The sequence below is a fragment of the Pseudomonas sp. UME65 genome (genome assembly GCF_014170225.1).
In the GTDB taxonomy this organism is placed as follows: domain Bacteria; phylum Pseudomonadota; class Gammaproteobacteria; order Pseudomonadales; family Pseudomonadaceae; genus Aquipseudomonas; species Aquipseudomonas protegens.
In genome coordinates this window covers 111,750-136,380 of sequence record NZ_LZZQ01000017.1, presented here as the reverse complement: position 1 = coordinate 136,380, position 24,631 = coordinate 111,750, and the positions used below count along the sequence as shown (strand labels likewise).

Here is a 24,631-nt window from a genome sequence, read left to right as displayed (position 1 = left end):
GAGTATGCCGCAGCGGTGTGTCTTATATATAGAGAGGTTGAGCGAAACAGCGTGAGCTGTTTCGCATCGGAGGGATTTCAGACGAAACAGAGCGACAGCGGCTCGGCGATATAGGCCGGTTTTTCCTGGCCGTCGATTTCCAGGGTGGCAGTCGCCTTGAGCAGCCACTGACCGGGTTTCTTTTCGGTGACTTCAGTCAGGTCGACCTTGAGCCGCACCTTGGAATTGACTGGCACCGGCTGGATGAAACGCACGCTGTCCAGGCCGTAGTTGACCACCATCTTCAGGCCCTGGGGCAGCACGAGGATGTCTTCCATCAGTTTGGGGATCAGCGACAGGGTCAGGAAACCGTGGGCAATGGTGCTGCCGAACGGGGTCTGTGCGGCCTTGACCGGATCCACGTGGATGAACTGGAAGTCACCGGTCGCCTCGGCGAAGAGGTTGATGCGCTCCTGGTCGATGGTGAGCCATGGGGAACGTCCGAGTTCCTTCCCGACATAATCTTTGAGCTCTGCAACAGGAACATGGGGCATTGAGACTCTCCTTGGATCAACGATTTATTAGTATTCGACGTTGTGTGGTGCGCTCTGAAACTTCCACTTTAGATCATCATGGCGATCCTTCCCGGTAAACATCCATGCTTTTGGCGAATGCCGGTTCATAGCACCTGCGTGCTTATAATGCGCGACGGGATCTGGCTGGAGAGGCGGTATGTTGTTACGCGGTTTGACATGGCTGGTGCTGTTCCAATTGCTCGGAACGGCGCTCAATCACCTGCTGTTGCCCGTGCTTCCCGGGCCCATCATCGGCCTGTTGCTGCTGCTGGTTTTCCTGGTGGTGCGCGGTGAAGTGGGCGAGCCGCTGAATCTCGCGGCTGGCAGCCTGCTGCGTTACCTGCCGCTGCTGCTGGTGCCGCCTGCGGTGGGGGTCATGGTCTATGCCCGGGACATCGCCGCGGACTTCTGGGCCATTACCGGCGCGCTGGTGTTGTCCCTGGTGATCTCGATGGCCTTTGTCGGCGTGCTGATGCAGCGCCTGGTCAAGCGCCAGGGCCGGCAGGAGGACAGTCAATGATCTTCGATTGGCAGGGGGCCTGGGCCGCGGTGATCCATCACCCGCTGTTTGGCATCGGCATCACGCTGGGTGCCTATCAACTGGTGCTGGCGGCGTTCGAGAAGACCCGCTGGATGTTCCTGCAGCCGGTGCTGGTGTCCATGCTACTGGTGATCGGCGTGCTGCTCGGCTGCGGCCTGAGCTATGCCGAGTACCGCAAGAGCACCGAAATCCTGAGCGTTCTGCTGGGCCCGGCGACGGTAGCCCTGGCGGTGCCGCTGTACCTCAACCTGCGACGGATCCGCCAATTGTTCTGGCCGATATTGGCTACGCTGGTGGTGGGTGGCGTCGTGGCTACCAGCCTGGGCGTACTGCTGGGATGGTGGTTTGGTGCCGAGCACATGATTCTAATGACCATGGCGCCCAAGTCGGTGACCTCGCCCATTGCCATGCTGGTGGCCGAGCAGATTGGTGGCGTGGCGGCGTTGGCGGCGGTCTTCGTGCTGATTACCGGAGTGATCGGAGCGATATTTGGCCCGGGGCTGCTCAACCGTTTGGGGGTGCATGGCCCGGAAGCGCGAGGCATGGCCCTGGGCATGACCGCCCACGCAGTGGGCACCTCGGTGGCCCTGCAGGAAAGTGAGGAGTGCGGCGCCTTTGCGGCGCTGGCGATGAGTCTGATGGGCGTGGCCACTGCAGTGTTGCTGCCGTTGGCGGTGTCGTTGCTGGTTTAAGGAAGGAAGTATGAACCTGGCGCTTTTTCCTCTGAATACCGTGCTGTTTCCCGATTGCATTCTCGATCTGCAGATTTTCGAGGCGCGTTATCTCGACATGATCGGGCGCTGCATGAAGCAGGGCAGCGGGTTTGGGGTGGTGTGCATCCTTGAAGGGGAGGAGGTCGGGACGGCCGCCCAGGGCTATGCGCAAATTGGCTGTGAAGCCTTGATCACCGACTTCCACCAGCAGGACAACGGGCTGCTGGGAATCAGGGTCAGGGGCGGTCGGCGTTTTCGCATTCTGCAAAGCGAAGTGCAGAAAGACCAACTGACGGTGGCCCGGGTGCAATGGCTGGAAGAGGCCCCCGAACAGCCGTTGCAGGATGAGGATGCGGACCTGATTGCGCTGCTCAAGGCCTTGGCCGAACATCCGATGGTCGAGGCCCTGGATATGGGGGTCGAGGCTACGGGGCAGCTGTCACTGGCCAATCAGTTGGCCTACCTGCTGCCTTTTTCCGAACAGGACAAGATCGACCTGCTGCAACTGGATGATCCACAGCAGCGTCTGGATGCCATCCAGCAGTTGCTGGACGAGCTGCAAGGCGAACTCTTCGCCTGAGCCGCAGCCTGTAGTGGCGGCCGCAGCTTGCCTCTGGCGCTTTTAATAGGCGTACCGCAGCAGGGCGTGAGGCAAGTGCCGTGTCGCCATGTATCCGCACATCAACAGCATGACCGGCAGTAGCAGCCACCAGGCCCTGGCCGGCATCGGCTTGAGCGGGCCTTGCCATTGGCTCAGGGTCAGGCTGGCGGCGCAGACACAGGCCGCGAGCATGGCACCGGCGAGAATGTCGGTTGGCCAATGGGCCCCCAGATAGACCCGGGATAAGGCAATGGAGGCCGCCGGCAGGCAGCCCAGCAACAGCCAGGTCAGGCGCATGCGGGGTGGCTGGCCACGGCCGGCCAGAACTGCCAGGGTCAAGAACAGGGCGAAGGAGCCGGAGGAGTGACCGCTGGGCATGCTGAAACTGGTGAGAGGCTCGCTCAGCACTTCAGGGCGTACCCGTGCGAAGAACCATTTGCTGCCGGTGTTGGCCAGGGCAGTACACAGCAGGGTCGCTCCGGCGAACGCGGCCTGGCGCCATTGGCGCAGGGCCAGGAGCAGCAGGGTCAGCACTGCGCTGAGGATGAACATGGCGCGGAACTCGCCGATCTGGGTGACCATGACCATGATCTTGTCCAGAGCTGGGTCCCGGTGCTCCTGTACCAGGGCGATCAGGCCCTGGTCGAACTGCGTCAGGTACGGATAGCCGATGAACAGCCCTGCCAGAATCAGCAGGCTCAGGCCGGACATCAACAGGGTTGCCCGGCGATGGCGCCGCAGGCTGCTGTTGACGCTCAGGCCGACAAGCACCACCAGGCTGCCAATGACGATGCCCGCCTGGGGCCAGAAGCCTTCGGGCAGGGGCAGGCGAATCGCCGCGCCCGTGGCCCAGCCCGGCAGCAGATAGGCCAGTGACCAGCCCGCTGCCGCCAGCAGGCTGACGGCGAGGAAGCGTGGGAACGGCATGTCGAACATTCCGGCCACCATTGGCAGCATCGGTCGTAGCGGGCCGATGAAGCGGCCCACCAGCAGGCTGGCGATGCCATAGCGCTGGAAGTAGCTTTCCGCACCGCTGATCCATTCAGGGTGATGACGAAGGCCGGGCAAGCGGCGAATGCCTTGGTGGAAATGCCGTCCCAGCAGATAGGACATCACGTCCCCCAGCAATCCGCCGGCAGCACCCAGGAGCAGGGTTTCCCCCAGTGACAGGGCGCCATTGCCGGCCAGTACCGCAATCGCGAACAGCAGGACCGTGCCCGGCACGATCAGGCCCACGATCGCCAGGCATTCCATGCAGGCCACGATGAACACTGCGGCTGCCAGCCATTGGGGGTTGCTGGTTAGCCAGGCGGTCACGCTGTCGAGCCATGGGCCCATAAATTCAACTCCGTTGTTGTTTTTTGCTGAGGTGGGACGGTGGCGTCAGCCGAGCACCAGGTAGTCGCGCCCTTCGACCTGGCCGCGACGCAAAGGGTTGCGCGTGCAGTAGGGGGCGTAGGCGGCATCGACAAAGCGATACATCAGGTGTTCGTCACGCCCATGGGGGATGCCCAGGCGGGTGGTCTGGAGGATGTGTGGCACGGCGGCACCCACATCTTCGACGAAGAGAATCTCGTGATCGAAGCGTTTCGCATCCCAGACCGGAACCTTCAGGCCCAGGGCCTTGCACAGCAGGGTCTGGCCGGCGCAGAGCTTTTGCGCGGGGCGCGGCCGGCCACTGGCGTCCGGATTGTTCAGCAGCATCTGCGCCAGGCTGGCAGGGCCGGAGACTTCATCGACCCAGGGATAGGCGGACTTGATCAGTACGGCATTGCCAGGGCCCCGGGCGCTGAAGTTCAGGGAGTCGCCGCCGCGGGCGTAGTACATATAGATGTGGCCGCCGTCCAGAAACAAAGCCTTACGCTTTTCTGTGTAGCCGAGGGAGGCGTGGCTGCCTTTTTCCTCGCAGTAATAGGCTTCGGTTTCGATAATGCGCGCGGACAGCCACAGATCGCCGACTTTATGGCGGATGACTTTGCCCAACAGTTCGCGGGCCAAAAGCTCGGCATCACGGTCGAAAAAGCCGTCCGGCAGGGCTTTTGGCAGTTTTGCAGAGGTCAGAATGGACATGGTGGCGAAGGGTTATGGCGGAAAAGGTGACGCAATGGTAACAACTCCAGGCTTAATTCAGGCTGAACGCCGGGTATTTGCACTCCATTTCGACCATCCGCCCGTGACCGCTGTCCGTGGGCCGGCGCGACAGCTATAATCAGCCGCTTTCCTCTTTGCCAAGACCACACCAGACCATGACTGAGTCCGTTCTTGACTACATGACCCGCCTGGGTCGCGCTGCCCGCCAGGCTTCCCGGGTGATCGCCCGTGCCACCACCGCGCAAAAGAATCGTGCGCTGCTGGCGGCTGCCGATGCGTTGGACGCGGCACGACCGGAACTGACTGCGGCCAACGAGCAGGACCTGGCCAACGGCCGGGCCAATGGTCTGGAGCCGGCTCTGCTGGATCGCCTGGCGCTGACCCCGGCGCGTATCGACGAAATGATCGAAGGCCTGCGTCAGGTGGCCAAGCTGCCTGACCCCATCGGTGAAATCCGCGACATGCGCTACCTGCCGTCGGGCATCCAGGTGGGCAAGATGCGCGTGCCCCTGGGGGTGATCGGCATCATCTACGAGTCGCGCCCGAACGTGACCATCGATGCGGCCAGCCTGTGCCTGAAGTCGGGCAACGCCACCATCCTGCGCGGCGGTTCCGAGGCGATCCATTCCAACCGCGCCATCGCCACCTGCATTCAGCAGGGCCTGGCGGCGGCCGACCTGCCGCCTCACGTGGTGCAGGTAGTGGAAACCACCGACCGCGCTGCGGTTGGAGCGCTGATCACCATGCCCGAGTTCGTCGACGTGATCGTGCCCCGTGGCGGCAAGAGCCTGATCGAGCGGGTCAGCCGTGACGCCAAGGTGCCGGTTATCAAGCACCTGGACGGCGTCTGCCACGTGTATATCGATGTCGCGGCGGACCTGGACAAGGCCATTCGCATTGCCGACAACGCCAAGACCCAGCGCTATGCACCGTGCAACACCATGGAAACCCTGCTGGTTCACTCCGCCATTGCCGAGCGCGTATTGCCGCCATTGGCCGCGATCTACCGCGACAAGGGCGTCGAGCTGCGTGGTTGTGCGCAAACCCGCGCACTCCTCGGTGCCGGTGTGTTGGAGGCAACCGAAGAAGACTGGCGCACCGAGTACACCGCGCCGATCCTCTCGATCCGCGTGCTGGACAACCTGGAGCAGGCCATCGAGCACATCAATACCTATGGCTCGCACCACACCGACTCGATCGTCACCGAAAACTTCAGTGACGCCCGGCGCTTCCTTAACGAAGTGGATTCCAGTTCGGTCATGGTCAATGCCTCGACGCGCTTTGCCGACGGCTTCGAGTACGGCCTGGGCGCGGAGATCGGCATTTCCACCGACAAGCTGCACGCCCGTGGCCCGGTTGGGCTGGAAGGGCTGACCAGCGAGAAGTACGTAGTCTTTGGCGACGGTCACGTGCGTACTTGATGGGCAAACGTATCGGTCTGCTGGGCGGCACCTTCGATCCAGTGCACATCGGCCACTTGCGTGGCGCGCTGGAGGTGGCGGAATCCATGCAACTCGATGAGCTGCGCCTGGTACCCAGTGCCAGGCCGCCCCATCGGGATACACCGCAGGTGTCGGCCCTCGATCGTCTGGCGATGGTCGAGTGTGCGGTGGCGGGCGTTTCACCCCTGGTGGTGGACGACCGTGAGCTGAAACGGGACAAGCCGTCCTACACCATCGACACCCTGGAACAGATGCGGGCCGAGCTGGCCGCAGATGACCAGTTGTTTCTGTTACTGGGCTGGGACGCGTTTTGCGGCCTGCCCACCTGGCATCGTTGGGAAGAGTTACTCCAGCATTGCCACATCCTGGTGCTGCAACGCCCGGATGCCGACAGCGAACCGCCGGATGCCTTGCGCAACCTGCTGGCAGCGCGTTCGGTGAGCGACCCTTTGGCCCTGCAAGGGCCTGGGGGACACATTGCATTCGTCTGGCAGACGCCGCTTGCGGTGTCCGCCACCCAGATCCGTCAACTGCTGGCCAGCGGTAAGTCGGTACGTTTCCTGGTGCCTGACGCGGTCCTGGCCTATATCGATGCACACGGGCTTTACCGTGCGCCGAACTGAAGGAGCGCTGCCGGCCTGTGCTGAGCGGCGTTCCAAACATACGAGCTAAACGAGTTTTATATGACTAACCAAGTAATGAAAGGCGAAGATCTGGTCAAGGTGGCTGTCGCCGCGCTGGAAGACGTCAAGGCCCAGGACGTCCTGGTGATCGATGTTCGCGACAAGCAGAGCATCACTGACTACATGATCATCGCTACCGGTACCTCCAACCGCCAGATCGGCGCGATGCTGGAAAAGGTCCGTGAAATGGTCAAGGCCCAGGGCGTGCGCCCATTGGGTGAAGAAGGCAAGGGCGACAGTGACTGGGTGCTGCTGGACCTGGACGACGTGATCGTGCACATGATGACCGCCTCGGCCCGCCAGTTCTACGACCTGGAGCGTCTGTGGCAGGGCGCCGAGCAGAGCCGCGCGGCCGATGGCAAGCACCACAGCCCGGAGCATGGCCACGAGCACTTCACCAAGCTCAACAAAGACCAGCAATAAGGGACGGCTGTGCGCCTGCGTCTGATCGCTGTCGGTTCACGCATGCCCAAGTGGGTGGAAGAGGGTTGGCACGAGTATGCCAAGCGTCTGCCATCCGAGCTGGCGTTGGAACTGGTGGAAATTCCGCTCAATACCCGGGGCAAGAACGCCGACGTGGCTCGCTTCATCCGTCAGGAGGGCGAGGCCATGCTGGCCAAGGTCGGGCATAACGAGCGCATCGTCACCCTCGAGGTGCATGGCAAACCCTGGAGCACCGAGCAACTGGCGGTGGAACTGGATCGCTGGCGTCTCGATTCGCGCACCGTGAATTTCATGGTCGGCGGCCCGGAAGGGCTGGCGCCGGAGGTCTGTGCGCGGGCGGATCAGCGCTGGTCGCTGTCGCCGCTGACCTTGCCGCACCCGCTGGTGCGGATTCTCATCGGTGAACAGCTGTATCGCGCCTGGACCGTGCTGTCCGGGCACCCTTACCACAAGTAGCCCGCGCCCCTCATGTCCCAGCCGATCCGCATCAAGGACCACGAAAAAGACGCCCGTCTGGTGCGTGGCCGTGTCGTGTTCGGCGCCATCATGGTGGTTTGCCTGATCGGTGTGCTGATTGCCCGGCTGTATTACCTGCAGGTGATCCAGTACGACTATCACTCCACCCTTTCGGAGAACAACCGAGTCCACGTGCAGCCGATTCCACCGACTCGCGGGTTGATTTTCGACCGCAATGGCGTGGTGGTGGCGGACAACCGGCCCAGCTTCAGCCTGAGCATGACCCGCGAGCGTTCCGGCGACTGGCAGCAGGTGCTCGACGTGATCGTCGAGGTGCTGGAGCTGACTCCGGAAGACCGGGTGCTGTTTGAAAAGCGCATGAAGCAGGGGCGTCGGCCTTTCGAGCCGGTGCCGATCCTGTTCGAGCTGACGGAAGAGCAGATCGCCCGGATCGCGGTGAACCAGTTCCGCCTGCCCGGTGTGGAAGTGGTGGCCCAGTTGGTCCGGCATTACCCCCAGGGCGCGCACTTTGCGCACTCCGTGGGCTATATGGGGCGGATCAACGAGAAAGAGCTCAAGTCCCTCGATCCGGTGAACTACAGCGGCACCCACCATATCGGCAAGACCGGCATCGAGCGCTTCTACGAGCCTGAGCTGCACGGCCAGGTGGGTTATGAAGAGGTCGAGACCAACGCCCGTGGCCGGGTGCTGCGGGTGCTCAAGCGCACCGACCCGATTCCCGGCAAGGACATTGTCCTGAGCCTGGACATCAAGTTGCAGGAAGCCGCGGAACTGGCCCTGGGCGGGCGCCGTGGCGCGGTGGTAGCCCTGGATCCGAGTACCGGTGAAGTGCTGGCGATGGTCAGCCAGCCGAGCTTCGACCCCAACCTGTTCGTCACCGGCATCAGCTTCAAGGCCTATGCCGAGCTGCGCGATTCCATCGACCGGCCGCTGTTCAACCGGGTGCTGCGGGGCCTCTATCCGCCGGGTTCGACCATCAAGCCGGCGGTGGCCATTGCCGGGCTGGATGCCGGCGTGGTCACGGCTTCGACCCGGGTCTACGACCCGGGCTACTACCAGTTGCCCAACTACGACCACAAGTACCGCAACTGGAACCGTACCGGTGACGGTTATGTCGACCTGGATACCGCGATCATGCGGTCCAACGACACCTATTTCTACGACCTGGCCCACAAGCTGGGGATCGACCGGCTGTCCGCCTACATGAGCAAGTTCGGTATCGGCCAGAAGGTCTCTTTGGACATGTTCGAGGAGTCGCCGGGCTTGATGCCGACCCGCGAATGGAAGCGCGCCACCCGGCGCCAGGCCTGGTTCCCGGGGGAGACCCTGATTCTCGGGATCGGCCAGGGCTACATGCAGTCCACGCCGTTGCAACTGGCCCAGGCCACCGCCCTGGTCGCCAGCAAGGGCAAGTGGAACCGGCCGCACCTGGCCAAAAGCATCGAGGGCGAGAAGCCGGTGGATCACAACCCGATGCCGGACATTGTCCTGCGTGACCCCTCGGACTGGACGAAGGTCAACCATGGCATGCAGCAGGTGATGCACGGTGCCCGGGGCACCGCGCGCAAGGCTGCGGCCGGTTCGCCGTACCGGATTGCCGGCAAGAGTGGTACCGCCCAGGTGGTGGCGATCAAGCAGGGCGAGAAGTACGACCGCTCCAAGGTCCAGGAACGGCATCGTGACCACGCCTTGTTCGTCGGCTTCGCGCCGGCGGAAAACCCCAAGATCGTGGTCTCGGTCATGGTCGAGAACGGTGAGTCGGGCTCCGGCGTCGCGGCACCGGTAGTGCGTCAGGTGATGGATGCCTGGCTTCTCGGCCAGGACGGCCAGCTCAAGCCCGAGTTCGCCAGCCCTATCAGCGCGGAGGCTACGGCCCGTGAAGAGTAATTTTGACCGCATCCTCTCCAGTGAGGATGTGATGCGTCGTCGCGCGACGCTGTTGCAGCGCCTGCATATCGATGGCCCGCTGCTGGTGCTGCTGCTGACCCTGGCTGCCGGCAGCCTGTTCGTGCTGTATTCCGCCAGCGGCAAGAGTTGGGACCTGCTGGCCAAGCAGGCCACTTCATTCGGTATCGGCCTGGTGTCGATGATCGTCATCGCCCAGTTCGAGCCGCGCTTCATGGCCCGTTGGGTGCCGCTGGGCTACGTGTTCGGCGTGGTGCTGCTGGTGGTGGTAGATGTCATGGGCCACAACGCCATGGGAGCGACCCGCTGGATCAACATCCCCGGGGTGATCCGCTTCCAGCCGTCGGAGTTCATGAAGATCATCATGCCGGCGACCATCGCCTGGTACCTGTCCAAGCGCACCCTGCCACCCCATCTCAAGCATGTGGGGATCAGCCTGGTGCTGATTGGCATTCCGTTCATCCTGATCGTGCGTCAGCCTGACCTGGGTACGGCCTTGCTGATCCTGGCCGGCGGCACCTTCGTGCTGTTCATGGGCGGCCTGCGCTGGCGCTGGATCCTCAGCGTGCTGGCGGCTGCGGTTCCCGTGGCCATCGCCATGTGGTTCTTCATCATGCATGACTACCAGAAGCAGCGGATCCTGACTTTCCTCGACCCGGAGAGCGATCCGCTGGGCACCGGCTGGAACATCATCCAGTCCAAGGCCGCCATCGGCTCCGGTGGGGTGTTCGGCAAGGGCTGGCTGCTGGGCACCCAGTCGCACCTGGACTTTTTGCCGGAGAGCCACACCGACTTCATTATCGCTGTCATGGGCGAGGAGTTCGGCCTGGTGGGCATCTGTGCGCTGCTGCTGATCTACCTGCTGCTGATCGGGCGCGGGCTGGTGATCACCGCCCAGGCCCAGACACTGTTTGGCAAATTGCTCGCGGGCAGCCTGACCATGACGTTTTTTGTTTACGTTTTCGTCAACATCGGTATGGTCAGTGGCTTGTTGCCGGTCGTAGGGGTGCCGTTGCCGTTCATTAGCTACGGAGGAACTTCGCTGGTGACGCTACTGTCAGCGTTTGGGGTTTTGATGTCGATCCATACCCATCGCAAGTGGATCGCGCAGGTTTGATTAAGGTGAAGAATTCAATGCAAGCAATGCGTGGCTGGGCCGCTCGGCAGGCGCCGTGGGTCGGTCTGGTAAGCATCCTTGGTGCAGCGCAGCCCGCGTTCGCCGGTGATTACGAAGGTTCGCCCCAGGTGGCCGAATTCGTGGGCGAAATGACTCGGGACTATGGTTTTGCCGGGGAGCAGCTGATGGCTGTGTTCCGCGAGGCCGAGCGCAAGCAGTCGATTCTTGACGCCATTTCGCGGCCCGCCGAGCGGGTCAAGCAGTGGAAGGAATACCGGCCGATGTTCATCACCGACGCGCGCATTGCCCGCGGTGTGGATTTCTGGCGCCAGCATGAAGCGGTGCTGGCCCGCGCCGAGCAGGAATATGGCGTACCGGCCCAGGTAATTGTCTCGATCATCGGCGTTGAAACCTTTTTCGGTCGAAATACCGGGAATTACCGGGTGATCGACGCATTGTCCACCCTGGGTTTCGATTATCCGCCCCGTGCCGAGTTCTTCCGCAAGGAACTGCGCGAGTTTCTGTTGCTGGCGCGTGAGGAGCAGGTCGATCCATTGAGCCTCAAGGGTTCCTACGCCGGAGCCATGGGCCTACCACAGTTCATGCCCAGCAGCTTTCGGGCTTATGCGGTGGACTTCGACGGTGACGGCCACATCAATATCTGGACCAACCCCGATGATGCCATCGGCAGTGTGGCCAGCTATTTCAAACGCCACGGCTGGGTGGCCGGCGAGCCGGTGGTCAGTCGCGCCGATGTGCGTGGCGATCGGGTAGATGAAGGCTTGACCACCGGGATCGAACCGACGAAAACCGTCGGGGAGTTGCGGGCCCTGGGCTGGTCGAGTCATGATGCGCTGCGCGATGATATGCCGGTCACCGCTTTCCGTCTGGAAGGTGACAATGGCCCGGAATACTGGATGGGCCTGAAGAATTTTTACGCGATCACTCGCTATAACCGCAGCGTGATGTACGCCATGGCCGTACATCAGTTGTCTGAACAGCTGGTCCAAGCACGGGGCGTCAAGTAATGCTGGCAATGCCAATTCGCAAACCCCTGAAGCTGGTGGCTTTTGCCGCGTTGTCCTTGCTGGTGGTCAGTTGCTCGACGAGTCGCTCGCCGCAGCAGAAATCTTCCACCGCTGTGCGTTCCATGCCGGGCCTGGACGTCAACCGCGCCCACAAGGATGGCGCGCCGTGGTGGGATGTCGACGTTTCGCGCATCCCCGATGCGACCCCGACCCTGCATACCGGCCCCTACAAGGCCAACCCCTACACGGTACTGGGCAAGACCTATTTCCCCATCCAGGAATCGAAGAACTACGTGGCCTCCGGCACGGCGTCCTGGTATGGCACCAAGTTCCACGGCCAGAACACCGCCAATGGCGAGGTCTATGACCTGTACGGCATGAGTGCCGCGCACAAGACCCTGCCGTTGCCCAGTTACGTGAAGGTCACCAACCTGGACAACAATCGCAGCGTGATCCTGCGGGTCAACGACCGTGGGCCGTTCTATTCCGACCGGATCATCGACCTCTCCTACGCCGCGGCCAAGAAGCTCGGCTATGCCGAGACCGGCACCGCCCGGGTCAAGGTCGAGGGCATCGATCCGCAGCAATGGTGGGCTCAGCGTGGCCGCCCGGCGCCGCTGATGCTCAACGAGCCGCAAGTGGCGCAGAATAGCGCGCCGGTGGTTACGGCCTCGGCCGGCACTGTCGAACAATGGACCCCGCCGCCCCAGCAGCACGCGGCGGCTGTGGTTCCCGTACAAGTGAAAAACACGGCAGCAGCTTCTGGCCAGTATCTGCAGGTGGGCGCCTTCGCCAACCCTGACGCTGCCGAGCTGTTGAGGTCGAAATTGAGTGGCATGGTGAGCGCCCCGGTGTTCATCAGCTCGATCGTCCGCAATCAACAGACGCTGCATCGGGTCCGCCTGGGGCCATTCGGCACGCCGGGTGAGGCCCAGCAAGCGCAGAACAGCGTACGCCTGGCGAACCTTGGGCAGGCCAGCGTGGTCTCTGCCGAGTAAGAATACTGAAGATTGAAGATCCGCTTGCGGTATTGGGGGGTGGGTCCTGGTTGTTGGCTCGTCGAACAACAAAAGCCCGGCAAGGGTCAGTGAGTGAACAACTGCACACGCGACAGCCCTTTAGAAGGCTGTCTGAAATAGTTTTGCCCGCAAGGGCAAGTTTCCATTAGCAACTTCGAGAGACGGATGAACATCACCACCTTTGCCAAACGCCTGTGCCTGCTTGTCCCGCTGATCATCACGCCCGCCGCCTGGGCGGTCGAAGCGATGCCGTCGCCACCGCAACTGGCCGCCAAATCCTATGTGCTCATGGACGCCAGCAGCGGTAACGTGCTGGTGGAGAACAATGGTGACCAGCGCCTGCCGCCGGCCAGCCTGACCAAGCTGATGACCGCCTACATCGCGACCCTGGAAATCCGTCGCGGCCAGATCGGCGAGAACGATCCGGTGACCGTCAGCGAGAACGCCTGGCGTACCGGCGGCTCGCGGATGTTCATCAAGGTGGGTTCGCAAGTCACCGTCAGCGACCTGCTGCACGGCATCATCATCCAGTCGGGCAACGACGCCAGCGTCGCGGTTTCCGAGCATATCGCCGGTAGCGAAGACGCGTTCGCCGACATGATGAACAAGACGGCTACCGACCTGGGCATGAGCAACAGCCACTTCATGAACCCTACCGGCCTGCCGAACCCAGAGCATTACTCGTCGGCCCACGACATGGCGGTGCTGGCTCGCGCGATCATCCACGAAGACCCTGCGCACTACGCGATCTACTCGCAGAAGGAGTTCTTCTGGAACGGCATCAAGCAACCCAACCGCAACCTGCTGCTGTGGCGCGACAAGACCGTTGATGGCCTGAAGACCGGCCATACCGACGAAGCCGGCTACTGCATGGTGTCCTCGGCGGTGCGTGATGGCATGCGCCTGATCGCCGTGGTGTTCGGTACCAACAGCGAACAGGCTCGTGCTGCTGAAACCCAGAAGCTGCTGACTTACGGTTTCCGTTTCTTCGAAACCCAGACCTTCTACCAGAAGGGCACCGAGCTGGCCCAGGCCCAGGTCTGGAAGGGCACCACTCATCAGGTCAAAGCCGGTCTGGCCGAAGACCTGACCATGACTATGCCTAAAGGCCAGTTGAAAAAGCTCGCCGCCAGCATGACCATGAACCCGCAACTGGTCGCGCCGATCGCCAAGGGCGACGTGATTGGTAAAGTCGAAGTGAAACTGGACGACAAGGTGGTGCACAGCGCTGACCTGATCGCCCTGGAAGCGGTCGACGAAGGTGGTATCTTCCGTCGCATGTGGGATAGCATCCGTCTATTCTTCTACGGCTTGTTCAACTGATATTGTCGACCTGCGTGGCCCTCGTTCCCCAGTGGAGCGGGGGCCATGTCCGTCGTCCGGCTATACGAGGCCGTTACTGCCATGACAGACACTGACGTTAAGTCGCACAAGATTGAGTTTCCCGTCGATGACTATCCGATCAAGGTGATCGGTGACACGGTTGTCGGCTTCAAGGACACCGTGATCGAGATCCTTGCCAAGTACGCCAAGCTGGACATCAAGTCCCTGGCCGAGCGTCAAAGCAGCAACGGCAAGTACACCACCGTACAACTGCACATCACCGCCACCGGTGAAGACCAATTGCGTGATATCAATAGTGCCCTGCGTGCTACCGGTGTCGTCCACATGGTGCTGTGATGCCACAGACGCTGGGCTTTCGTGAGCTTGGCCAGATGGCTTACGAGCCGGTCTGGCAAGCGATGCAGCGCTTTACCAATGAACGCGGTAGCGATGCACCGGATGAGGTCTGGCTGGTGCAGCATCCGCCGGTATTCACCCAGGGCCAGGCCGGCAAGGCCGAGCACCTGTTGCTCCCGGGGGATATCCCCGTGGTGCAGGTGGACCGCGGCGGCCAGGTGACCTATCACGGCCCTGGCCAGCTGGTGGCCTACCTGCTGCTGGATGTGCGCCGATTAGGTTTCGGTGTGCGGGACCTGGTCAACCGCATGGAGCACTGCCTGATCGAGCTGCTGGCCAGCTACGGCGTGCCGGCGGCGGCCAAGCCCGATGCACCGGGCGTCTACGTCAATGGGGCGAAAATCGCCTCCCTGGGCCTGCGTATCCGTCACGGATGCTCTTTTCACGGTCTGGCCTTGAACGTGGACATGGATTTGCAGCCGTTTCGACGGATTAACCCCTGTGGTTATGCCGGGTTGGCGATGACCCAGCTGAGCGACCATGCAGGGCCGATTGAATTTGCCGAGGTAAGTGCCCGGCTGCGTGCGCAGCTCGTCAAACACCTCGACTATGCTGAGCAGACGACCCTAACGGGCGGAATCGACTGATATGACTACTGCGCAAGACGCTGTTCAAACCCTGATCCCGACGCTGGATATCTCCGAGCGAGCGGCCCGTCCGAAAGTTGAAACCGGCGTCAAATTGCGCGGTGCGGAAAAGGTCGCGCGCATTCCGGTGAAGATCATTCCGACTACCGAACTGCCGAAGAAACCGGACTGGATTCGCGTACGCATCCCCGTCTCCCCGGAAGTCGATCGGATCAAGCAGCTGCTGCGCAAGCACAAGCTGCACAGCGTCTGCGAAGAGGCGTCCTGCCCGAACCTGGGCGAGTGCTTCTCCGGCGGCACCGCGACCTTCATGATCATGGGCGACATCTGCACCCGTCGCTGCCCCTTCTGTGACGTTGGTCATGGCCGTCCGAAGCCTCTGGATGTCGACGAGCCGATGAACCTGGCGGTGGCCATCGCCGATCTGCGCCTGAAATACGTGGTGATCACCTCGGTGGACCGCGATGACCTGCGTGACGGCGGTGCCCAGCACTTTGCCGACTGCATCCGTGAAATCCGCAAGTTGTCGCCGAACGTGCAGTTGGAAACCCTGGTTCCCGACTACCGTGGCCGCATGGATGTTGCCCTGGAAATCACCGCCGCCACGCCGCCGGACGTGTTCAACCACAACCTGGAAACCGTGCCGCGCCTGTACAAGGCCGCCCGTCCTGGCTCGGACTACCAGTGGTCGCTGACCCTGCTGCAGAAATTCAAGCAACTGGTGCCGCATGTGCCGACCAAGTCCGGGCTGATGCTGGGCCTGGGTGAAACCGATGACGAAGTCATCGAGGTCATGAAGCGCATGCGCGAGCACGACATCGACATGCTGACCCTTGGCCAGTACCTGCAACCGTCGCGCAACCACCTGCCGGTCCAGCGCTTCGTGCACCCTGACACCTTCGCCTGGTTCGCCGAGGAAGGTTATCGGATGGGGTTCAAGAACGTTGCTTCCGGCCCGCTGGTACGTTCTTCGTACCATGCCGACGAACAAGCGAAACTGGCCAAGGCAGGCCTGGTTTCCTGATCTGCCTGCCCGCAAGGCGCACGTCTTGCGGGCAGTTCCCCGGCTCTTTCGAGCACTTTCGCAACGCCCGCCGCTTTTTAAATCCCGCCTCTTCTGTTTGACACCATTCATGGCTACTGTGCTTGAGTGAATTCACACAGGGAGAATCTGCATGCCTATCCAACCGACTGCTGCGCTGAACGCCCACCTGCCGGTGCCGGCGCTGGCCGCAGAAGGCGTTATCGGCCTTATTGCACCTGCCGGTCCCGCAGCGCTGGATACTGAAAAAGCCCACCAATGGATGCGCTCCAGGGGATACAGCCTACGGATCTTCCCGGGTGTCGGGTTGCAGGAGGGGTACCTGGCCGGTAGCGACGAAGCGCGCCTCAAGGACCTGCATGAGGCTTTCGCCGACACGGACATAGACGCCATTCTGTGCCTGCGTGGCGGCTACGGCAGCCCCCGCCTGCTGGACAAGATCGATTTCGATCTGTTGCGACGCAATCCCAAGCCCTTTGTCGGCTACAGCGATATCACCGCCCTGCACCTGGCGATCAACCGTTATGCCGGCTTTGTGAGCTTTCACGGGCCGATGCTCAACGCCGACCTGCTGGGCGACAAGCAGGCGCCCACCGAGGCCTCCTTTTTCAATCTGCTTCGAGGCCAGGCCCGGGCTGGCAGCCTGCTGCCCCATCCCGTGGCCTTCCCCTTGACCACCATCGAGCCGGGCATTGCGCTGGGCTCCCTGCTGGGCGGGAACCTGTCGCTGATCGCCAGTACCCTGGGCACCCCGTATGAGATCAATACCGACGGCATCATCCTGTTTATCGAGGATGTCAATGAGCCGCTGTACCGCATAGATCGCCTGCTCAATCACCTGCGCCTGGCCGGCAAGCTGGAAAATCTGCGTGGGGTATTGGTGGGGGATGTGGCCGGTGTGGATTTTGCGGCGTTGTGCGCTTTGCTCAAGCAGACCTTCGAACCGCTGCGGATTCCGGTGCTGGCGGGATGGCGCAGTGGTCACTGCGACCCCAACCTGACCTTGCCCATGGGCGCGTTGGTCAGGCTGGATGCGGGAGCCAGGGAACTGACTCTGGCGCAGGATGTGGTCTTCAAGTAATCGCAGGGCCGGCGAGGGGAGTGTTTCCCCTGCGCCGGAGCGGGCCCTAACGATTGCGCAGGCTTTCCAGCAGCTTGTGGGTCGGATAGCCATCCGCGGGCCAGCCCAGTGCCTGTTGGGCATTGCGAATGGCCTTGCGGGTGTTGGCGCCGATGATGCCGTCGGGATTGCCGGCGTCATAGCTGTTGGCACTGAGCAGTGTCTGTAGCTCGATGCGCTCGGAGCGGCTCAGGGGCAGGTCGTCCTTGGGCCAACTGCCGCTGATCTGACCGGCTCCGCCGAAGCGTTCGGAGAGCAGGTTCACCGCCAGGGCATAGGACGAGGAGTTGTTGTATTTGAGCACTGCCCGGAAGTTGTCCAGGATCAGGAACGCCGGGCCGCGGTAACCCGCTGGCAAGAGCAGTGAGGCCGACAGGTGTTCCGAGCCGTAAGGCAGGGCCTTGCCATTGGCAGGAGTCATGCCCAGGCGCATCCATTCGCCCACGGTCTTGCGGGTGGAGGCGTCGGCCAGGGCGTAGTCGAAACCACTGTTGAGCTGTACTTCAAGACCCCAGGGCTGTCCCTGTTGCCAGCCGGAACTCTGCAGATAGTGCGCGGTGGAGGCCAGTGCATCGGCCGGGCTGTTCCAGATATCCCGGCGGCCATCGCCGTCGAAGTCCACGGCGTGGGTGTTGTAGGTGGTGGGAATGAACTGGGTCTGGCCCATGGCTCCGGCCCAGGAGCCGAGCATTTTCTCGGGCTGTATATCGCCATGCTGGATGATCTGCAGCGCAGCGATCAATTGGCTGTTGGCAAACGCCGGGCGCCGACCTTCATAGGCCAGGGTGGCCAAGGAGCGAATGACCGATTTGTTGCCCTGGAAGTCGCCGAAATTGCTTTCCATGCCCCACACCGCCACCAATGCCTGGCGGTCGACGCCATAGCGCTGTTCGATCCGTTGCAGGATGTCGCTGTACTGCACCAGCAGTGCCTGGCCCTTGCGTACCCGTACCGGGGACAGCGCCCCCTCCAGGTATTCCCATACTGGGCGGCTGAACTCGGGCTGGCTGCGGTCGGCCTTGATCACGCTCATGTCCGGGGTCACGCCGGCAAAGGCGCGATCAAATACTTCGGCACGGATACCGGCGCCCAAGGCTTCGGCACGGAAGGCGTTCAACCATTGGTCAAAGGTCTGGGTGGGCTGGATATCCAGGTTGTCGACGGTCAGGGGCGCGACAGTGGCAGGTGCGGCAAGAGGGGCTGCCTGGAGGCTGGGCAGTGGCTGGGCGTCGGCGGCGGTGGGTTTTTCCGCGCAGGCGACTAGCAGAATAAGGCTGGAGGCAGCGATCAGTTGGCGCATGTGCCAACGACGGGAAAGACAAAAGGGCATGCACGGGTCCAGAGAGAATAACAATCAGGTGCAGACCTTATCATGCCGGCGGGGTTCTGGGCTTCAGGCAGCCAGAAAGTAAGAAGCCTCCCAGCTTTTAGACTGGAAGGCTTCGCGGCGGTAGCTGCCTTTGCCCTTGGCCGGGCGTTCCTGACGGCTGCGGAACAGTGGCTGGGCGACGATGGATTTGGCCTTGTTGGGGCCATGCTTGGATGGCTTGCTCATGCTCAATACTCACTTTGGGAGGGAGGTGTTGCGGCGCAGATCATCGGCCAGAGTCGGGCCGCTGTCCAGCATCATGGATGCAGAAAATTGTAAGCGTGACGGGGTGGCCGCTTTACTCGGCCGCAAGCGCCAGGCGCTGGCCGGCCATCAGCAGCGATAAGCGGCTCAGGCTGCTCCAGGGCGAGCCACTGGCCTGTCCCTTGATCTGCGCATCAATGCGCTGGGCATCGAGCAGCAGTTGGCCCCAGCGTTGTGCGGAGTAGCGCTGCAGGGCTTTGCTCATCAGGGGTTTGCGTTTGTCCCAGACGGGCGGGCGAGCCTGGCTGAAGACCTTGTCCAATGGCACGCCCTGGCTGAACTGCAGGGCCAGGTTGGCCAGCAGGCGCAGTTCCCGGGACAGTGCCCAGAGAATCACCGGTGGTTCCACGCCTTCGCCGCGCAAGCCTTCCAGCATGCGCAGGGCATGGGCCGCTTCACCATTGAGGATGGCGTCCACCAGGCCGAATACGTCGAAGCGGGCACTGTCGGCCACCGCCGCCTGGACCGTTTCGACGGTAATTTGCCCACCCTCGGCCATCAGCTTGAGCTTCTCGATTTCCTGGGCGGCAGCCAGCAGGTTGCCTTCGACCCGGGCGGCGATCAATTCGACGGCATCCTGGCTGGCGGACAAGCCGGCCTGGGACAGGCGCTGGCGAATCCACTGCGGCAGCTGGTTGGCATCCACCGGCCAGATCTGTACGAACTGAGTCTGGGCACCCTCGACCAGCGCCTTGCCCCATTTGGTTTTCTGCGCGCTGCCATCGAGTTTGGGCAGGCTGATCAACAGCACCGTGTCTTCGGCAGGCCGCGAACAGTATTCGATCAGCGCTGCTGCGCCCTTGTCACCAGGCTTGCCCGAGGGCAGGCGCAATTCCAGCAGGCGTTTTTCGGCGAACAGCGACATGCTGGCGCCTGCTTGCAGCAGGGTGCCCCAGTCGAAACTGGCGTCGGCGCTGAATACCTGGCGCTCATCGAACCCCTGCTGGCGTACGGCAGAGCGAATGGCGTCGGCGGCTTCCTGGCAAAGCAGTGGATCATCGCCGCTGATCACGTAGATCGGCGCGAGAGTGCCTTGCAGGTGTTTGCCGAGTTGGGCGGGGGCTAGTTTCATAGGCGGGTGCCAGGGGGGCGCCGGAGCGCCCCGCATGGCTTACTGGTTCGGCAGTTCCATAGGGGACTGTTGCGGTGTTTCCGCCTCAGCCTTGCGTGCGGCTTCCAGGGCGTCGGCTTCTGCCTTGGCCTTGGCTTCGGCGGTCGCCTGCAGTTGGGCAAGCTGTTCCGGGGTCAGCAATTGCAGGCGGATCAGCATGCGCTGGATCAGGTCGCGACGCATTTCCTTGCGGGTCTCGGAAGACTCCTGGTCGGAACCGGTGATGTTGTTGCCGTCGTGCAGGAAGACTTTCTGCACTTCCAGTTTGTCGTCCAGCAGGTGCAGGTTGTCGTGAGTCAGGATCTCATACCTGAGGGTGGTGCCGATCTCGTACTCGGCCGAGTTGCCACCGCCGGTGTAGCTGAGGGTACGCTGGGAGTTCTCCTCGCTCAGCAGCACCAGCTTGTAAGGTGCGCCGGCATGGACTCGCACACCGCTGCTTTCCAGCTGCTGCTTGAGCATCTTGATGGTGGTGCCGTAGGCGTCCCGGGCGCTCAGGTCCAGTTCCTTGATGGACAGCTCCTGGGTTCCAGTACCGCGCAGCTGGAAGCCGCAGGCGCTCAGCAGCACGGCCAGGCCCATCACCAGCAGATTACGTTTGATCATGTATTGCTCCCCTTGAAACCAGATGGGCCAACCTTGTGGCCCTGGAGGTTTTATTCGGCGCCCGATCCCGGACCGGGCGCCTGATCCAATTAGCTGGCGACGATGTTGACCAGTTTGCCCGGCACCACGATGACATTGCGAATCGTAAGGCCTTCGGTGAAGCGCAGTACGTTCTCGTTGCTGCGAGCGGCCGCTTCGACTTCTTCACGGCTGGCGCTGGCTGGCATCTCGATCTGGCCACGCAGTTTGCCGTTGACCTGGATCACCAGTTGCAGGCTGTCCTGCACCAGCGCGCTTTCGTCCAATGCTGGCCAGCCGGCATCGATGATCGCGCCGCCTTGACCCAGTTGGCCCCACAGCTCATGGCTGATGTGGGGAGTGATCGGGGCGAGCAACAGGGCTACGGTCTGCAAGCCTTCCTGCAGCAGTGCACGGTCCTGTTCACTGCCTTGCGGCGCTTTTTCCAGGACGTTCATCAGAGTCATCACCTGGGCGATGGCGGTGTTGAATTTGTGATGCTGGCCTACGTCCTGGCTGGCCTGCTTGATGGCCAGGTGGATTGCACGGCGAATGGCTTTCTGCTCGTCGCTCAGGGTCGCTACATCCAGAGCCCCCGGCAGCCCCTGGCTGACGTGGGCCTGGGCCAGGCGCCAGACGCGCTTGAGGAAGCGGTGCGCACCTTCAACGCCAGAGTCGGACCATTCCAGGCTCATGTCGGGCGGCGAGGCGAACATCATGAACAGGCGGCAGGTATCGGCGCCGTATTGTTCGATCATCGATTGCGGGTCGACGCCATTGTTCTTCGACTTGGCCATCTTCTCGGTGCCACCGATCTCCACCGGCAGGCCGTCGGAGATGAGTTTGGCGCCAATGATCTTGGCCTTGCTGTCACGCTCCAGCTCGACATCCGCCGGGTTGTACCAGGTGTAGCTGCCATTGGCTTCGCGACGGTAGTAGGTCTCGGCAATCACCATGCCCTGGGTGAGCAGGTTCTTGAACGGCTCGTTGGAACTCACCAGGCCTTCGTCACGCATCAGCTTGTGGAAGAAGCGCGCGTAGAGCAGGTGCAGGATGGCGTGTTCGATACCGCCGATGTACTGATCCACCGGCAACCAGTGGTTGGCCGCGGCCGGATCTACCAGGCCGCCTTCATAGTGCGGCGAGGCGTAACGGGCGTAGTACCACGAGGACTCGACGAAGGTGTCCATGGTGTCGGTTTCACGCTTGGCAGGTGCTCCGCATTTCGGGCAGCTGCACTCGTAGAACTCGGGCATGCGCGCCAGTGGCGAACCGGCGCCATCGGGAACCACGTCTTCCGGCAATACCACCGGCAACTGCTCTTGCGGGACGGGTACATCGCCGCAGCTGTCGCAGTGGATGATCGGGATCGGGCAGCCCCAGTAGCGCTGGCGGCTGATGCCCCAGTCTCGCAGGCGGAACTGGGTGCGCGATTGGCCGAGGTTCTTCTTCAGCAGCGCCACTTCGATGGCATCGAACGCGCCAGGGAAGTCCAGGCCGTTGAACTCGCCGGAGTTGATCAGCTCGCCATGCTCGCCGTAAGCGTCCTGCCAGGGCGCCGGAGTTTCATCGCCAGCGCTGGTGCGTACCACGGCCTTGATCGGCAGGTTGTACTTGGTGGCGAACTCGAAGTCGCGCTCATCGTGGGCCGGTACCGCCATGACTGCGCCGTCGCCGTAGTGCATGAGCACGTAGTTGGCGACCCAGACCGGGAGTTTTTCACCGGTCAACGGGTGCTCGACGAACAGCGAAGTCGGCAGGCCTTTCTTTTCCTGGGTCGCCATGTCGGCTTCGGCGACGCTGCCACCCTTGCATTCGGCGATGAAGGCCTGCAGCTCGGGGTTGTCCTGTGCTGCCAGGGTGGCCAGCGGGTGCTCGGCTGCCACGGCAACGTAGGTCGCGCCCATCAGGGTGTCTGGACGGGTGGTGAAGACTTTCAGGGTCCCGGCTTCGCCGATGGAGGCCTGGTCGTAGGGAAATTGCACTTCCATGCCACGGGATTTGCCGATCCAGTTGCGTTGCATGGTCTTGACCTGCTCGGGCCAGCCCGGCAGTTCGTCGAGGCTCTCCAGCAGCTCATCCGCGTAGGCGGTGATCTTGAAGTAGTACATCGGAATTTCGCGCTTTTCGATCAGCGCGCCGGAACGCCAGCCGCGGCCGTCGATCACCTGTTCGTTGGCCAGCACGGTCTGGTCGATGGGGTCCCAGTTCACGGTACCGTTCTTGCGGTAGATCACGCCTTTTTCGAACAGGCGGGTGAACAGCCACTGTTCCCAGCGGTAGTAGTCCGGCTTGCAGGTGGTGACCTCGCGGGACCAGTCCACCGCCAGGCCCAGGCTGCGCAGCTGGGTCTTCATGTAGGCGATGTTTTCGTAGGTCCACTTGGCGGGAGCCACGTTGTTTTTCATCGCGGCGTTTTCCGCCGGCATGCCGAAGGCGTCCCAACCCATGGGTTGCAGAACGTTCTTGCCTTGCATGCGCTGGTAGCGGGAGATCACGTCGCCGATGGTGTAGTTGCGCACGTGCCCCATGTGTAGCTTGCCGCTGGGGTAAGGGAACATCGATAGGCAGTAGTAAGTTTCCTTGCCTGGCTGTTCACTGACTTCAAAGGACTTTTGCTCGTCCCAGAACGACTGGGCGGCGGCTTCGATTTCACGGGGCTGATAGTGTTCGTGCATGGCTACTTTTGTACTGAATAGGGGTGGCCTAATCCTCTTCAACGCAACTTCGGGTGGCGATGACGCCAAATGCGGCGTTTTTCAGTGCCCGATGGAGCTGGAAGTGGAGTTACAGGAAGCGCCGTAGCATACATGACCGCACTCTGCCGAGGGAAACCCTGATTGCTCGGGCGGGCCGTTGGTCGCGGCGGCGCGTCGCTTTCGGCTGTCCGACTAAGCTCAAAAAGGGGAGTGAGTCTTATCTTCGATGAGGTGAACGGATGCTTGAATCGCAGCGAAAAGCAACAGAACCGGAGGTGTATGAAAGGCTCCTCAATCGACTGGCTCTGGCCCTGGATGCGGCAAAAACGGCGGATCGACTGCGCAATGAGCGGCCTATCGAGCTGGAGCTGCGGGGTTTGAGCCGGGCGGAGTTTGAATTGATCAGGGCCTATCTGGCCCGCCATCAACGTGAAATGCAGATCAATCCAATGGGCAGTCTGCAACACCAGGAGGTGCCTCGTTCGGCCAAGATCATTTGGCTGAAGGATCAGGCGCCCGTCAAGGCATCGGTGAAAGTCCGATCTCAGCAGTTCAAGTAGGTCCCAGGGCCCCTTATCGGGTCGAGCGAGGTCGCGGCCGAGGACCTCGGGAGCAAAAATACCAGGCATTGGTTGTTGCCGGACAGGTATCCCCTTTAGGCTTCGGGCATCTTGTTGGAGATGCTCGATGCCTTTTCGCTATTTCATCAAACAGTTGCTGCTGCCGCCCGGCATTCTATTGCTGTTGCTGCTGCTTGCCTGGGGCTTGCTCCGTTCCCGGCCACGGCTGGCAGGTTGGTGTTTTGCCTTGGGGCTGGGTGGTTTCTGGTTGATGAGCCTGCCGGTCATGGTGGAGTGGGGCGCGCGCGGTCTGGAGCGCCTGCCGCCCTTGCCCCAAAGCCAATGGGCGAGCCTGGCCGAGCAGGCGGATGTGATTGTGGTGCTGGGTTCGGGGCGGGAGCGGGGCGATCCGGCGTGGGGCTCTGATCAGCCCACCGGCGTGGGCCTGGAGCGCGAACGCTATGCCGCGCGCCTGGCCAAGGCCTCCGGGTTGCCGGTGCTGACCAGCGGCGGCTTGCATTACAGTACGCCGCCCACCGAGGCTGCGTTGATGGCGCAATCCCTGCTCGATGACTTTGGCGTGACGGTGCGCTGGCAGGAAGGCCGCAGCCGCACCACCTGGGAAAACGCGCAGTTCAGCGCCGAAGTCCTGCTGCCATTGGGGATCAAGCGTGTGGTGGTGGTGACCCAGGCCTGGCACATGCCCCGCTCGGTGTGGAGTTTCGAGCACGCCGGGTTTGAAGTGGTGCCTGCACCCGTGGGGTTCCTGGGAATGGATAACGCCCGTCCGCTGGGAGGCTGGATGCCTGAGTTCAAGTCGATCTGGCAGAGCGGGCAGTTGCTCAATGAGGCAATGGGCCAATTGGGCTACCGGTTGTTCTATCGCTGATGGCAATCCGG

26 protein-coding genes are annotated in these 24,631 nt (G+C 62.2%); 18 read left to right on the top strand and 8 right to left on the bottom strand.

Annotated features, from left to right (window positions below; translation table 11 throughout):
- Positions 1 to 77: 77 nt before the first annotated feature.
- Complete coding sequence (locus A9971_RS30965; RefSeq protein WP_015637175.1) at positions 78 to 533, bottom strand: MaoC family dehydratase; 456 nt, start codon at positions 531 to 533, stop codon at positions 78 to 80.
- Between the two features lie 178 nt (positions 534 to 711).
- Between A9971_RS30965 and A9971_RS30960 the strand changes: the two genes are divergently transcribed.
- The 3 genes from A9971_RS30960 to A9971_RS30950 are packed head-to-tail and all read left to right on the top strand — an operon-like array spanning position 712 to position 2,388.
- Entirely contained in the window at positions 712 to 1,074 is a 363-nt protein-coding gene (locus tag A9971_RS30960; protein ID WP_011063679.1) for a CidA/LrgA family protein, read from the top strand.
- On the top strand, positions 1,071 to 1,787 hold the full coding sequence (locus tag A9971_RS30955) for an LrgB family protein (RefSeq protein ID WP_183001085.1): 717 nt from the start codon (positions 1,071 to 1,073) through the stop codon (positions 1,785 to 1,787). Before A9971_RS30960 ends, A9971_RS30955 begins: the two co-directional genes overlap by 4 nt.
- A gap of 10 nt (positions 1,788 to 1,797) precedes the next feature.
- On the top strand, positions 1,798 to 2,388 hold the full coding sequence (locus A9971_RS30950) for an LON peptidase substrate-binding domain-containing protein (protein ID WP_015637174.1): 591 nt from the start codon (positions 1,798 to 1,800) through the stop codon (positions 2,386 to 2,388).
- 42 nt (positions 2,389 to 2,430) lie between these two features.
- Here A9971_RS30950 and A9971_RS30945 read toward each other — a convergent pair whose 3' ends face one another.
- Positions 2,431 to 3,747: a bifunctional DedA family/phosphatase PAP2 family protein gene (locus A9971_RS30945; RefSeq protein ID WP_053160163.1), complete on the bottom strand. Its 1,317-nt coding sequence runs from the start codon at positions 3,745 to 3,747 to the stop codon at positions 2,431 to 2,433.
- Positions 3,748 to 3,792: 45 nt separating this feature from the next.
- Entirely contained in the window at positions 3,793 to 4,479 is a 687-nt protein-coding gene (locus tag A9971_RS30940) for a DNA-3-methyladenine glycosylase (protein WP_019094179.1), read from the bottom strand.
- A 176-nt stretch (positions 4,480 to 4,655) separates the two neighbouring features.
- Here A9971_RS30940 and A9971_RS30935 point away from each other — a divergent pair, with 176 nt between their 5' ends.
- The 13 genes from A9971_RS30935 (at position 4,656) to A9971_RS30875 (ending at position 17,065) form a co-directional block, all read left to right on the top strand.
- Positions 4,656 to 5,921, top strand: coding sequence for a glutamate-5-semialdehyde dehydrogenase (locus A9971_RS30935; protein WP_011063674.1), 1,266 nt, complete (start codon positions 4,656 to 4,658; stop codon positions 5,919 to 5,921).
- Positions 5,921 to 6,565, top strand: a complete 645-nt coding sequence (gene nadD / locus A9971_RS30930; protein ID WP_011063673.1) for a nicotinate-nucleotide adenylyltransferase — start codon at positions 5,921 to 5,923, stop codon at positions 6,563 to 6,565. The genes A9971_RS30935 and nadD overlap by 1 nt, the downstream gene beginning before the upstream one ends.
- A gap of 60 nt (positions 6,566 to 6,625) precedes the next feature.
- A complete protein-coding gene (gene rsfS / locus A9971_RS30925) occupies positions 6,626 to 7,048 on the top strand; it encodes a ribosome silencing factor (RefSeq protein ID WP_015637171.1) in 423 nt (140 codons plus the stop codon).
- A 9-nt stretch (positions 7,049 to 7,057) separates the two neighbouring features.
- Positions 7,058 to 7,525, top strand: a complete 468-nt coding sequence (gene rlmH / locus A9971_RS30920; RefSeq protein WP_011063671.1) for a 23S rRNA (pseudouridine(1915)-N(3))-methyltransferase RlmH — start codon at positions 7,058 to 7,060, stop codon at positions 7,523 to 7,525.
- A gap of 12 nt (positions 7,526 to 7,537) precedes the next feature.
- Positions 7,538 to 9,433, top strand: a complete 1,896-nt coding sequence (gene mrdA, locus A9971_RS30915; RefSeq protein WP_011063670.1) for a penicillin-binding protein 2 — start codon at positions 7,538 to 7,540, stop codon at positions 9,431 to 9,433.
- A 31-nt stretch (positions 9,434 to 9,464) separates the two neighbouring features.
- Complete coding sequence (rodA, locus tag A9971_RS30910) at positions 9,465 to 10,568, top strand: rod shape-determining protein RodA (protein ID WP_015637169.1); 1,104 nt, start codon at positions 9,465 to 9,467, stop codon at positions 10,566 to 10,568.
- Positions 10,569 to 10,585: 17 nt separating this feature from the next.
- Positions 10,586 to 11,596 (top strand): lytic murein transglycosylase B, encoded by a 1,011-nt coding sequence (mltB, locus tag A9971_RS30905; protein WP_011063668.1) that lies wholly within the window; start codon positions 10,586 to 10,588, stop codon positions 11,594 to 11,596.
- Positions 11,596 to 12,594, top strand: a complete 999-nt coding sequence (locus tag A9971_RS30900) for a septal ring lytic transglycosylase RlpA family protein (protein ID WP_011063667.1) — start codon at positions 11,596 to 11,598, stop codon at positions 12,592 to 12,594. The genes mltB and A9971_RS30900 overlap by 1 nt, the downstream gene beginning before the upstream one ends.
- Before the next feature lie 186 nt (positions 12,595 to 12,780).
- Positions 12,781 to 13,938 (top strand): D-alanyl-D-alanine carboxypeptidase family protein, encoded by a 1,158-nt coding sequence (locus A9971_RS30895; RefSeq protein ID WP_125062968.1) that lies wholly within the window; start codon positions 12,781 to 12,783, stop codon positions 13,936 to 13,938.
- A gap of 81 nt (positions 13,939 to 14,019) precedes the next feature.
- The gene (locus A9971_RS30890; RefSeq protein WP_011063665.1) at positions 14,020 to 14,295 is read left to right on the top strand and encodes a DUF493 domain-containing protein; all 276 of its coding nucleotides are present in this window, start codon (positions 14,020 to 14,022) and stop codon (positions 14,293 to 14,295) included.
- Complete coding sequence (gene lipB, locus A9971_RS30885) at positions 14,295 to 14,942, top strand: lipoyl(octanoyl) transferase LipB (protein ID WP_015637167.1); 648 nt, start codon at positions 14,295 to 14,297, stop codon at positions 14,940 to 14,942. Before A9971_RS30890 ends, lipB begins: the two co-directional genes overlap by 1 nt.
- 1 nt (position 14,943) lies before the next feature.
- On the top strand, positions 14,944 to 15,966 hold the full coding sequence (gene lipA, locus A9971_RS30880) for a lipoyl synthase (RefSeq protein ID WP_011063663.1): 1,023 nt from the start codon (positions 14,944 to 14,946) through the stop codon (positions 15,964 to 15,966).
- Positions 15,967 to 16,117: 151 nt separating this feature from the next.
- Positions 16,118 to 17,065, top strand: a complete 948-nt coding sequence (locus A9971_RS30875; protein WP_011063662.1) for an LD-carboxypeptidase — start codon at positions 16,118 to 16,120, stop codon at positions 17,063 to 17,065.
- Positions 17,066 to 17,111: 46 nt separating this feature from the next.
- Here the strand turns inward: A9971_RS30875 and A9971_RS30870 are convergent, their stop codons facing one another.
- The 5 genes from A9971_RS30870 to leuS all read right to left on the bottom strand — a co-directional run bounded on the left by A9971_RS30870 (position 17,112) and on the right by leuS (position 23,150).
- The gene (locus tag A9971_RS30870; RefSeq protein WP_015637165.1) at positions 17,112 to 18,434 is read right to left on the bottom strand and encodes a lytic murein transglycosylase; all 1,323 of its coding nucleotides are present in this window, start codon (positions 18,432 to 18,434) and stop codon (positions 17,112 to 17,114) included.
- A 63-nt stretch (positions 18,435 to 18,497) separates the two neighbouring features.
- A complete protein-coding gene (gene arfA, locus A9971_RS30865) occupies positions 18,498 to 18,659 on the bottom strand; it encodes an alternative ribosome rescue factor ArfA (protein WP_015637164.1) in 162 nt (53 codons plus the stop codon).
- Positions 18,660 to 18,771: 112 nt separating this feature from the next.
- The gene (holA, locus tag A9971_RS30860) at positions 18,772 to 19,809 is read right to left on the bottom strand and encodes a DNA polymerase III subunit delta (RefSeq protein ID WP_011063659.1); all 1,038 of its coding nucleotides are present in this window, start codon (positions 19,807 to 19,809) and stop codon (positions 18,772 to 18,774) included.
- Between the two features lie 39 nt (positions 19,810 to 19,848).
- Positions 19,849 to 20,454, bottom strand: a complete 606-nt coding sequence (gene lptE / locus A9971_RS30855; protein ID WP_011063658.1) for an LPS assembly lipoprotein LptE — start codon at positions 20,452 to 20,454, stop codon at positions 19,849 to 19,851.
- A gap of 89 nt (positions 20,455 to 20,543) precedes the next feature.
- Positions 20,544 to 23,150 carry a leucine--tRNA ligase gene (leuS, locus tag A9971_RS30850; protein WP_183001083.1) on the bottom strand — a complete coding sequence of 869 codons (2,607 nt, stop codon included), beginning with the start codon at positions 23,148 to 23,150 and terminating at the stop codon, positions 20,544 to 20,546.
- Between the two features lie 260 nt (positions 23,151 to 23,410).
- Here leuS and A9971_RS30845 point away from each other — a divergent pair, with 260 nt between their 5' ends.
- Together A9971_RS30845 and A9971_RS30840 are read left to right on the top strand one after the other, a co-directional pair.
- Positions 23,411 to 23,731, top strand: coding sequence for a hypothetical protein (locus A9971_RS30845; RefSeq protein ID WP_011063656.1), 321 nt, complete (start codon positions 23,411 to 23,413; stop codon positions 23,729 to 23,731).
- Between the two features lie 127 nt (positions 23,732 to 23,858).
- Positions 23,859 to 24,620 (top strand): YdcF family protein, encoded by a 762-nt coding sequence (locus A9971_RS30840; protein ID WP_183001081.1) that lies wholly within the window; start codon positions 23,859 to 23,861, stop codon positions 24,618 to 24,620.
- Positions 24,621 to 24,631: the final 11 nt, after the last annotated feature.

Excerpts from the sequence above, each read along its gene's own strand:
- A9971_RS30960 (WP_011063679.1), top strand. The coding sequence starts at position 712 with ATGTTGTTACGCGGTTTGACATGGCTGGTGCTGTTCCAATTGCTCGGA.
- A9971_RS30965 (WP_015637175.1), bottom strand. The coding sequence starts at position 533 with ATGCCCCATGTTCCTGTTGCAGAGCTCAAAGATTATGTCGGGAAGGAA.
- A9971_RS30870 (WP_015637165.1), bottom strand. The coding sequence starts at position 18,434 with ATGCCCTTTTGTCTTTCCCGTCGTTGGCACATGCGCCAACTGATCGCT.
- A9971_RS30890 (WP_011063665.1), top strand. The coding sequence starts at position 14,020 with ATGACAGACACTGACGTTAAGTCGCACAAGATTGAGTTTCCCGTCGAT.
- lptE (WP_011063658.1), bottom strand. The coding sequence starts at position 20,454 with ATGATCAAACGTAATCTGCTGGTGATGGGCCTGGCCGTGCTGCTGAGC.
- A9971_RS30940 (WP_019094179.1), bottom strand. The coding sequence starts at position 4,479 with ATGTCCATTCTGACCTCTGCAAAACTGCCAAAAGCCCTGCCGGACGGC.
- mltB (WP_011063668.1), top strand. The coding sequence starts at position 10,586 with ATGCAAGCAATGCGTGGCTGGGCCGCTCGGCAGGCGCCGTGGGTCGGT.
- arfA (WP_015637164.1), bottom strand. The coding sequence starts at position 18,659 with ATGAGCAAGCCATCCAAGCATGGCCCCAACAAGGCCAAATCCATCGTC.
- holA (WP_011063659.1), bottom strand. The coding sequence starts at position 19,809 with ATGAAACTAGCCCCCGCCCAACTCGGCAAACACCTGCAAGGCACTCTC.
- A9971_RS30895 (WP_125062968.1), top strand. The coding sequence starts at position 12,781 with ATGAACATCACCACCTTTGCCAAACGCCTGTGCCTGCTTGTCCCGCTG.
- leuS (WP_183001083.1), bottom strand. The coding sequence starts at position 23,150 with ATGCACGAACACTATCAGCCCCGTGAAATCGAAGCCGCCGCCCAGTCG.
- A9971_RS30900 (WP_011063667.1), top strand. The coding sequence starts at position 11,596 with ATGCTGGCAATGCCAATTCGCAAACCCCTGAAGCTGGTGGCTTTTGCC.
- mrdA (WP_011063670.1), top strand. The coding sequence starts at position 7,538 with ATGTCCCAGCCGATCCGCATCAAGGACCACGAAAAAGACGCCCGTCTG.
- lipA (WP_011063663.1), top strand. The coding sequence starts at position 14,944 with ATGACTACTGCGCAAGACGCTGTTCAAACCCTGATCCCGACGCTGGAT.
- rsfS (WP_015637171.1), top strand. The coding sequence starts at position 6,626 with ATGACTAACCAAGTAATGAAAGGCGAAGATCTGGTCAAGGTGGCTGTC.
- lipB (WP_015637167.1), top strand. The coding sequence starts at position 14,295 with ATGCCACAGACGCTGGGCTTTCGTGAGCTTGGCCAGATGGCTTACGAG.
- rodA (WP_015637169.1), top strand. The coding sequence starts at position 9,465 with ATGCGTCGTCGCGCGACGCTGTTGCAGCGCCTGCATATCGATGGCCCG.
- A9971_RS30935 (WP_011063674.1), top strand. The coding sequence starts at position 4,656 with ATGACTGAGTCCGTTCTTGACTACATGACCCGCCTGGGTCGCGCTGCC.
- A9971_RS30875 (WP_011063662.1), top strand. The coding sequence starts at position 16,118 with ATGCCTATCCAACCGACTGCTGCGCTGAACGCCCACCTGCCGGTGCCG.
- A9971_RS30845 (WP_011063656.1), top strand. The coding sequence starts at position 23,411 with ATGCTTGAATCGCAGCGAAAAGCAACAGAACCGGAGGTGTATGAAAGG.
- A9971_RS30945 (WP_053160163.1), bottom strand. The coding sequence starts at position 3,747 with ATGGGCCCATGGCTCGACAGCGTGACCGCCTGGCTAACCAGCAACCCC.
- A9971_RS30955 (WP_183001085.1), top strand. The coding sequence starts at position 1,071 with ATGATCTTCGATTGGCAGGGGGCCTGGGCCGCGGTGATCCATCACCCG.
- A9971_RS30840 (WP_183001081.1), top strand. The coding sequence starts at position 23,859 with ATGCCTTTTCGCTATTTCATCAAACAGTTGCTGCTGCCGCCCGGCATT.
- nadD (WP_011063673.1), top strand. The coding sequence starts at position 5,921 with ATGGGCAAACGTATCGGTCTGCTGGGCGGCACCTTCGATCCAGTGCAC.
- A9971_RS30950 (WP_015637174.1), top strand. The coding sequence starts at position 1,798 with ATGAACCTGGCGCTTTTTCCTCTGAATACCGTGCTGTTTCCCGATTGC.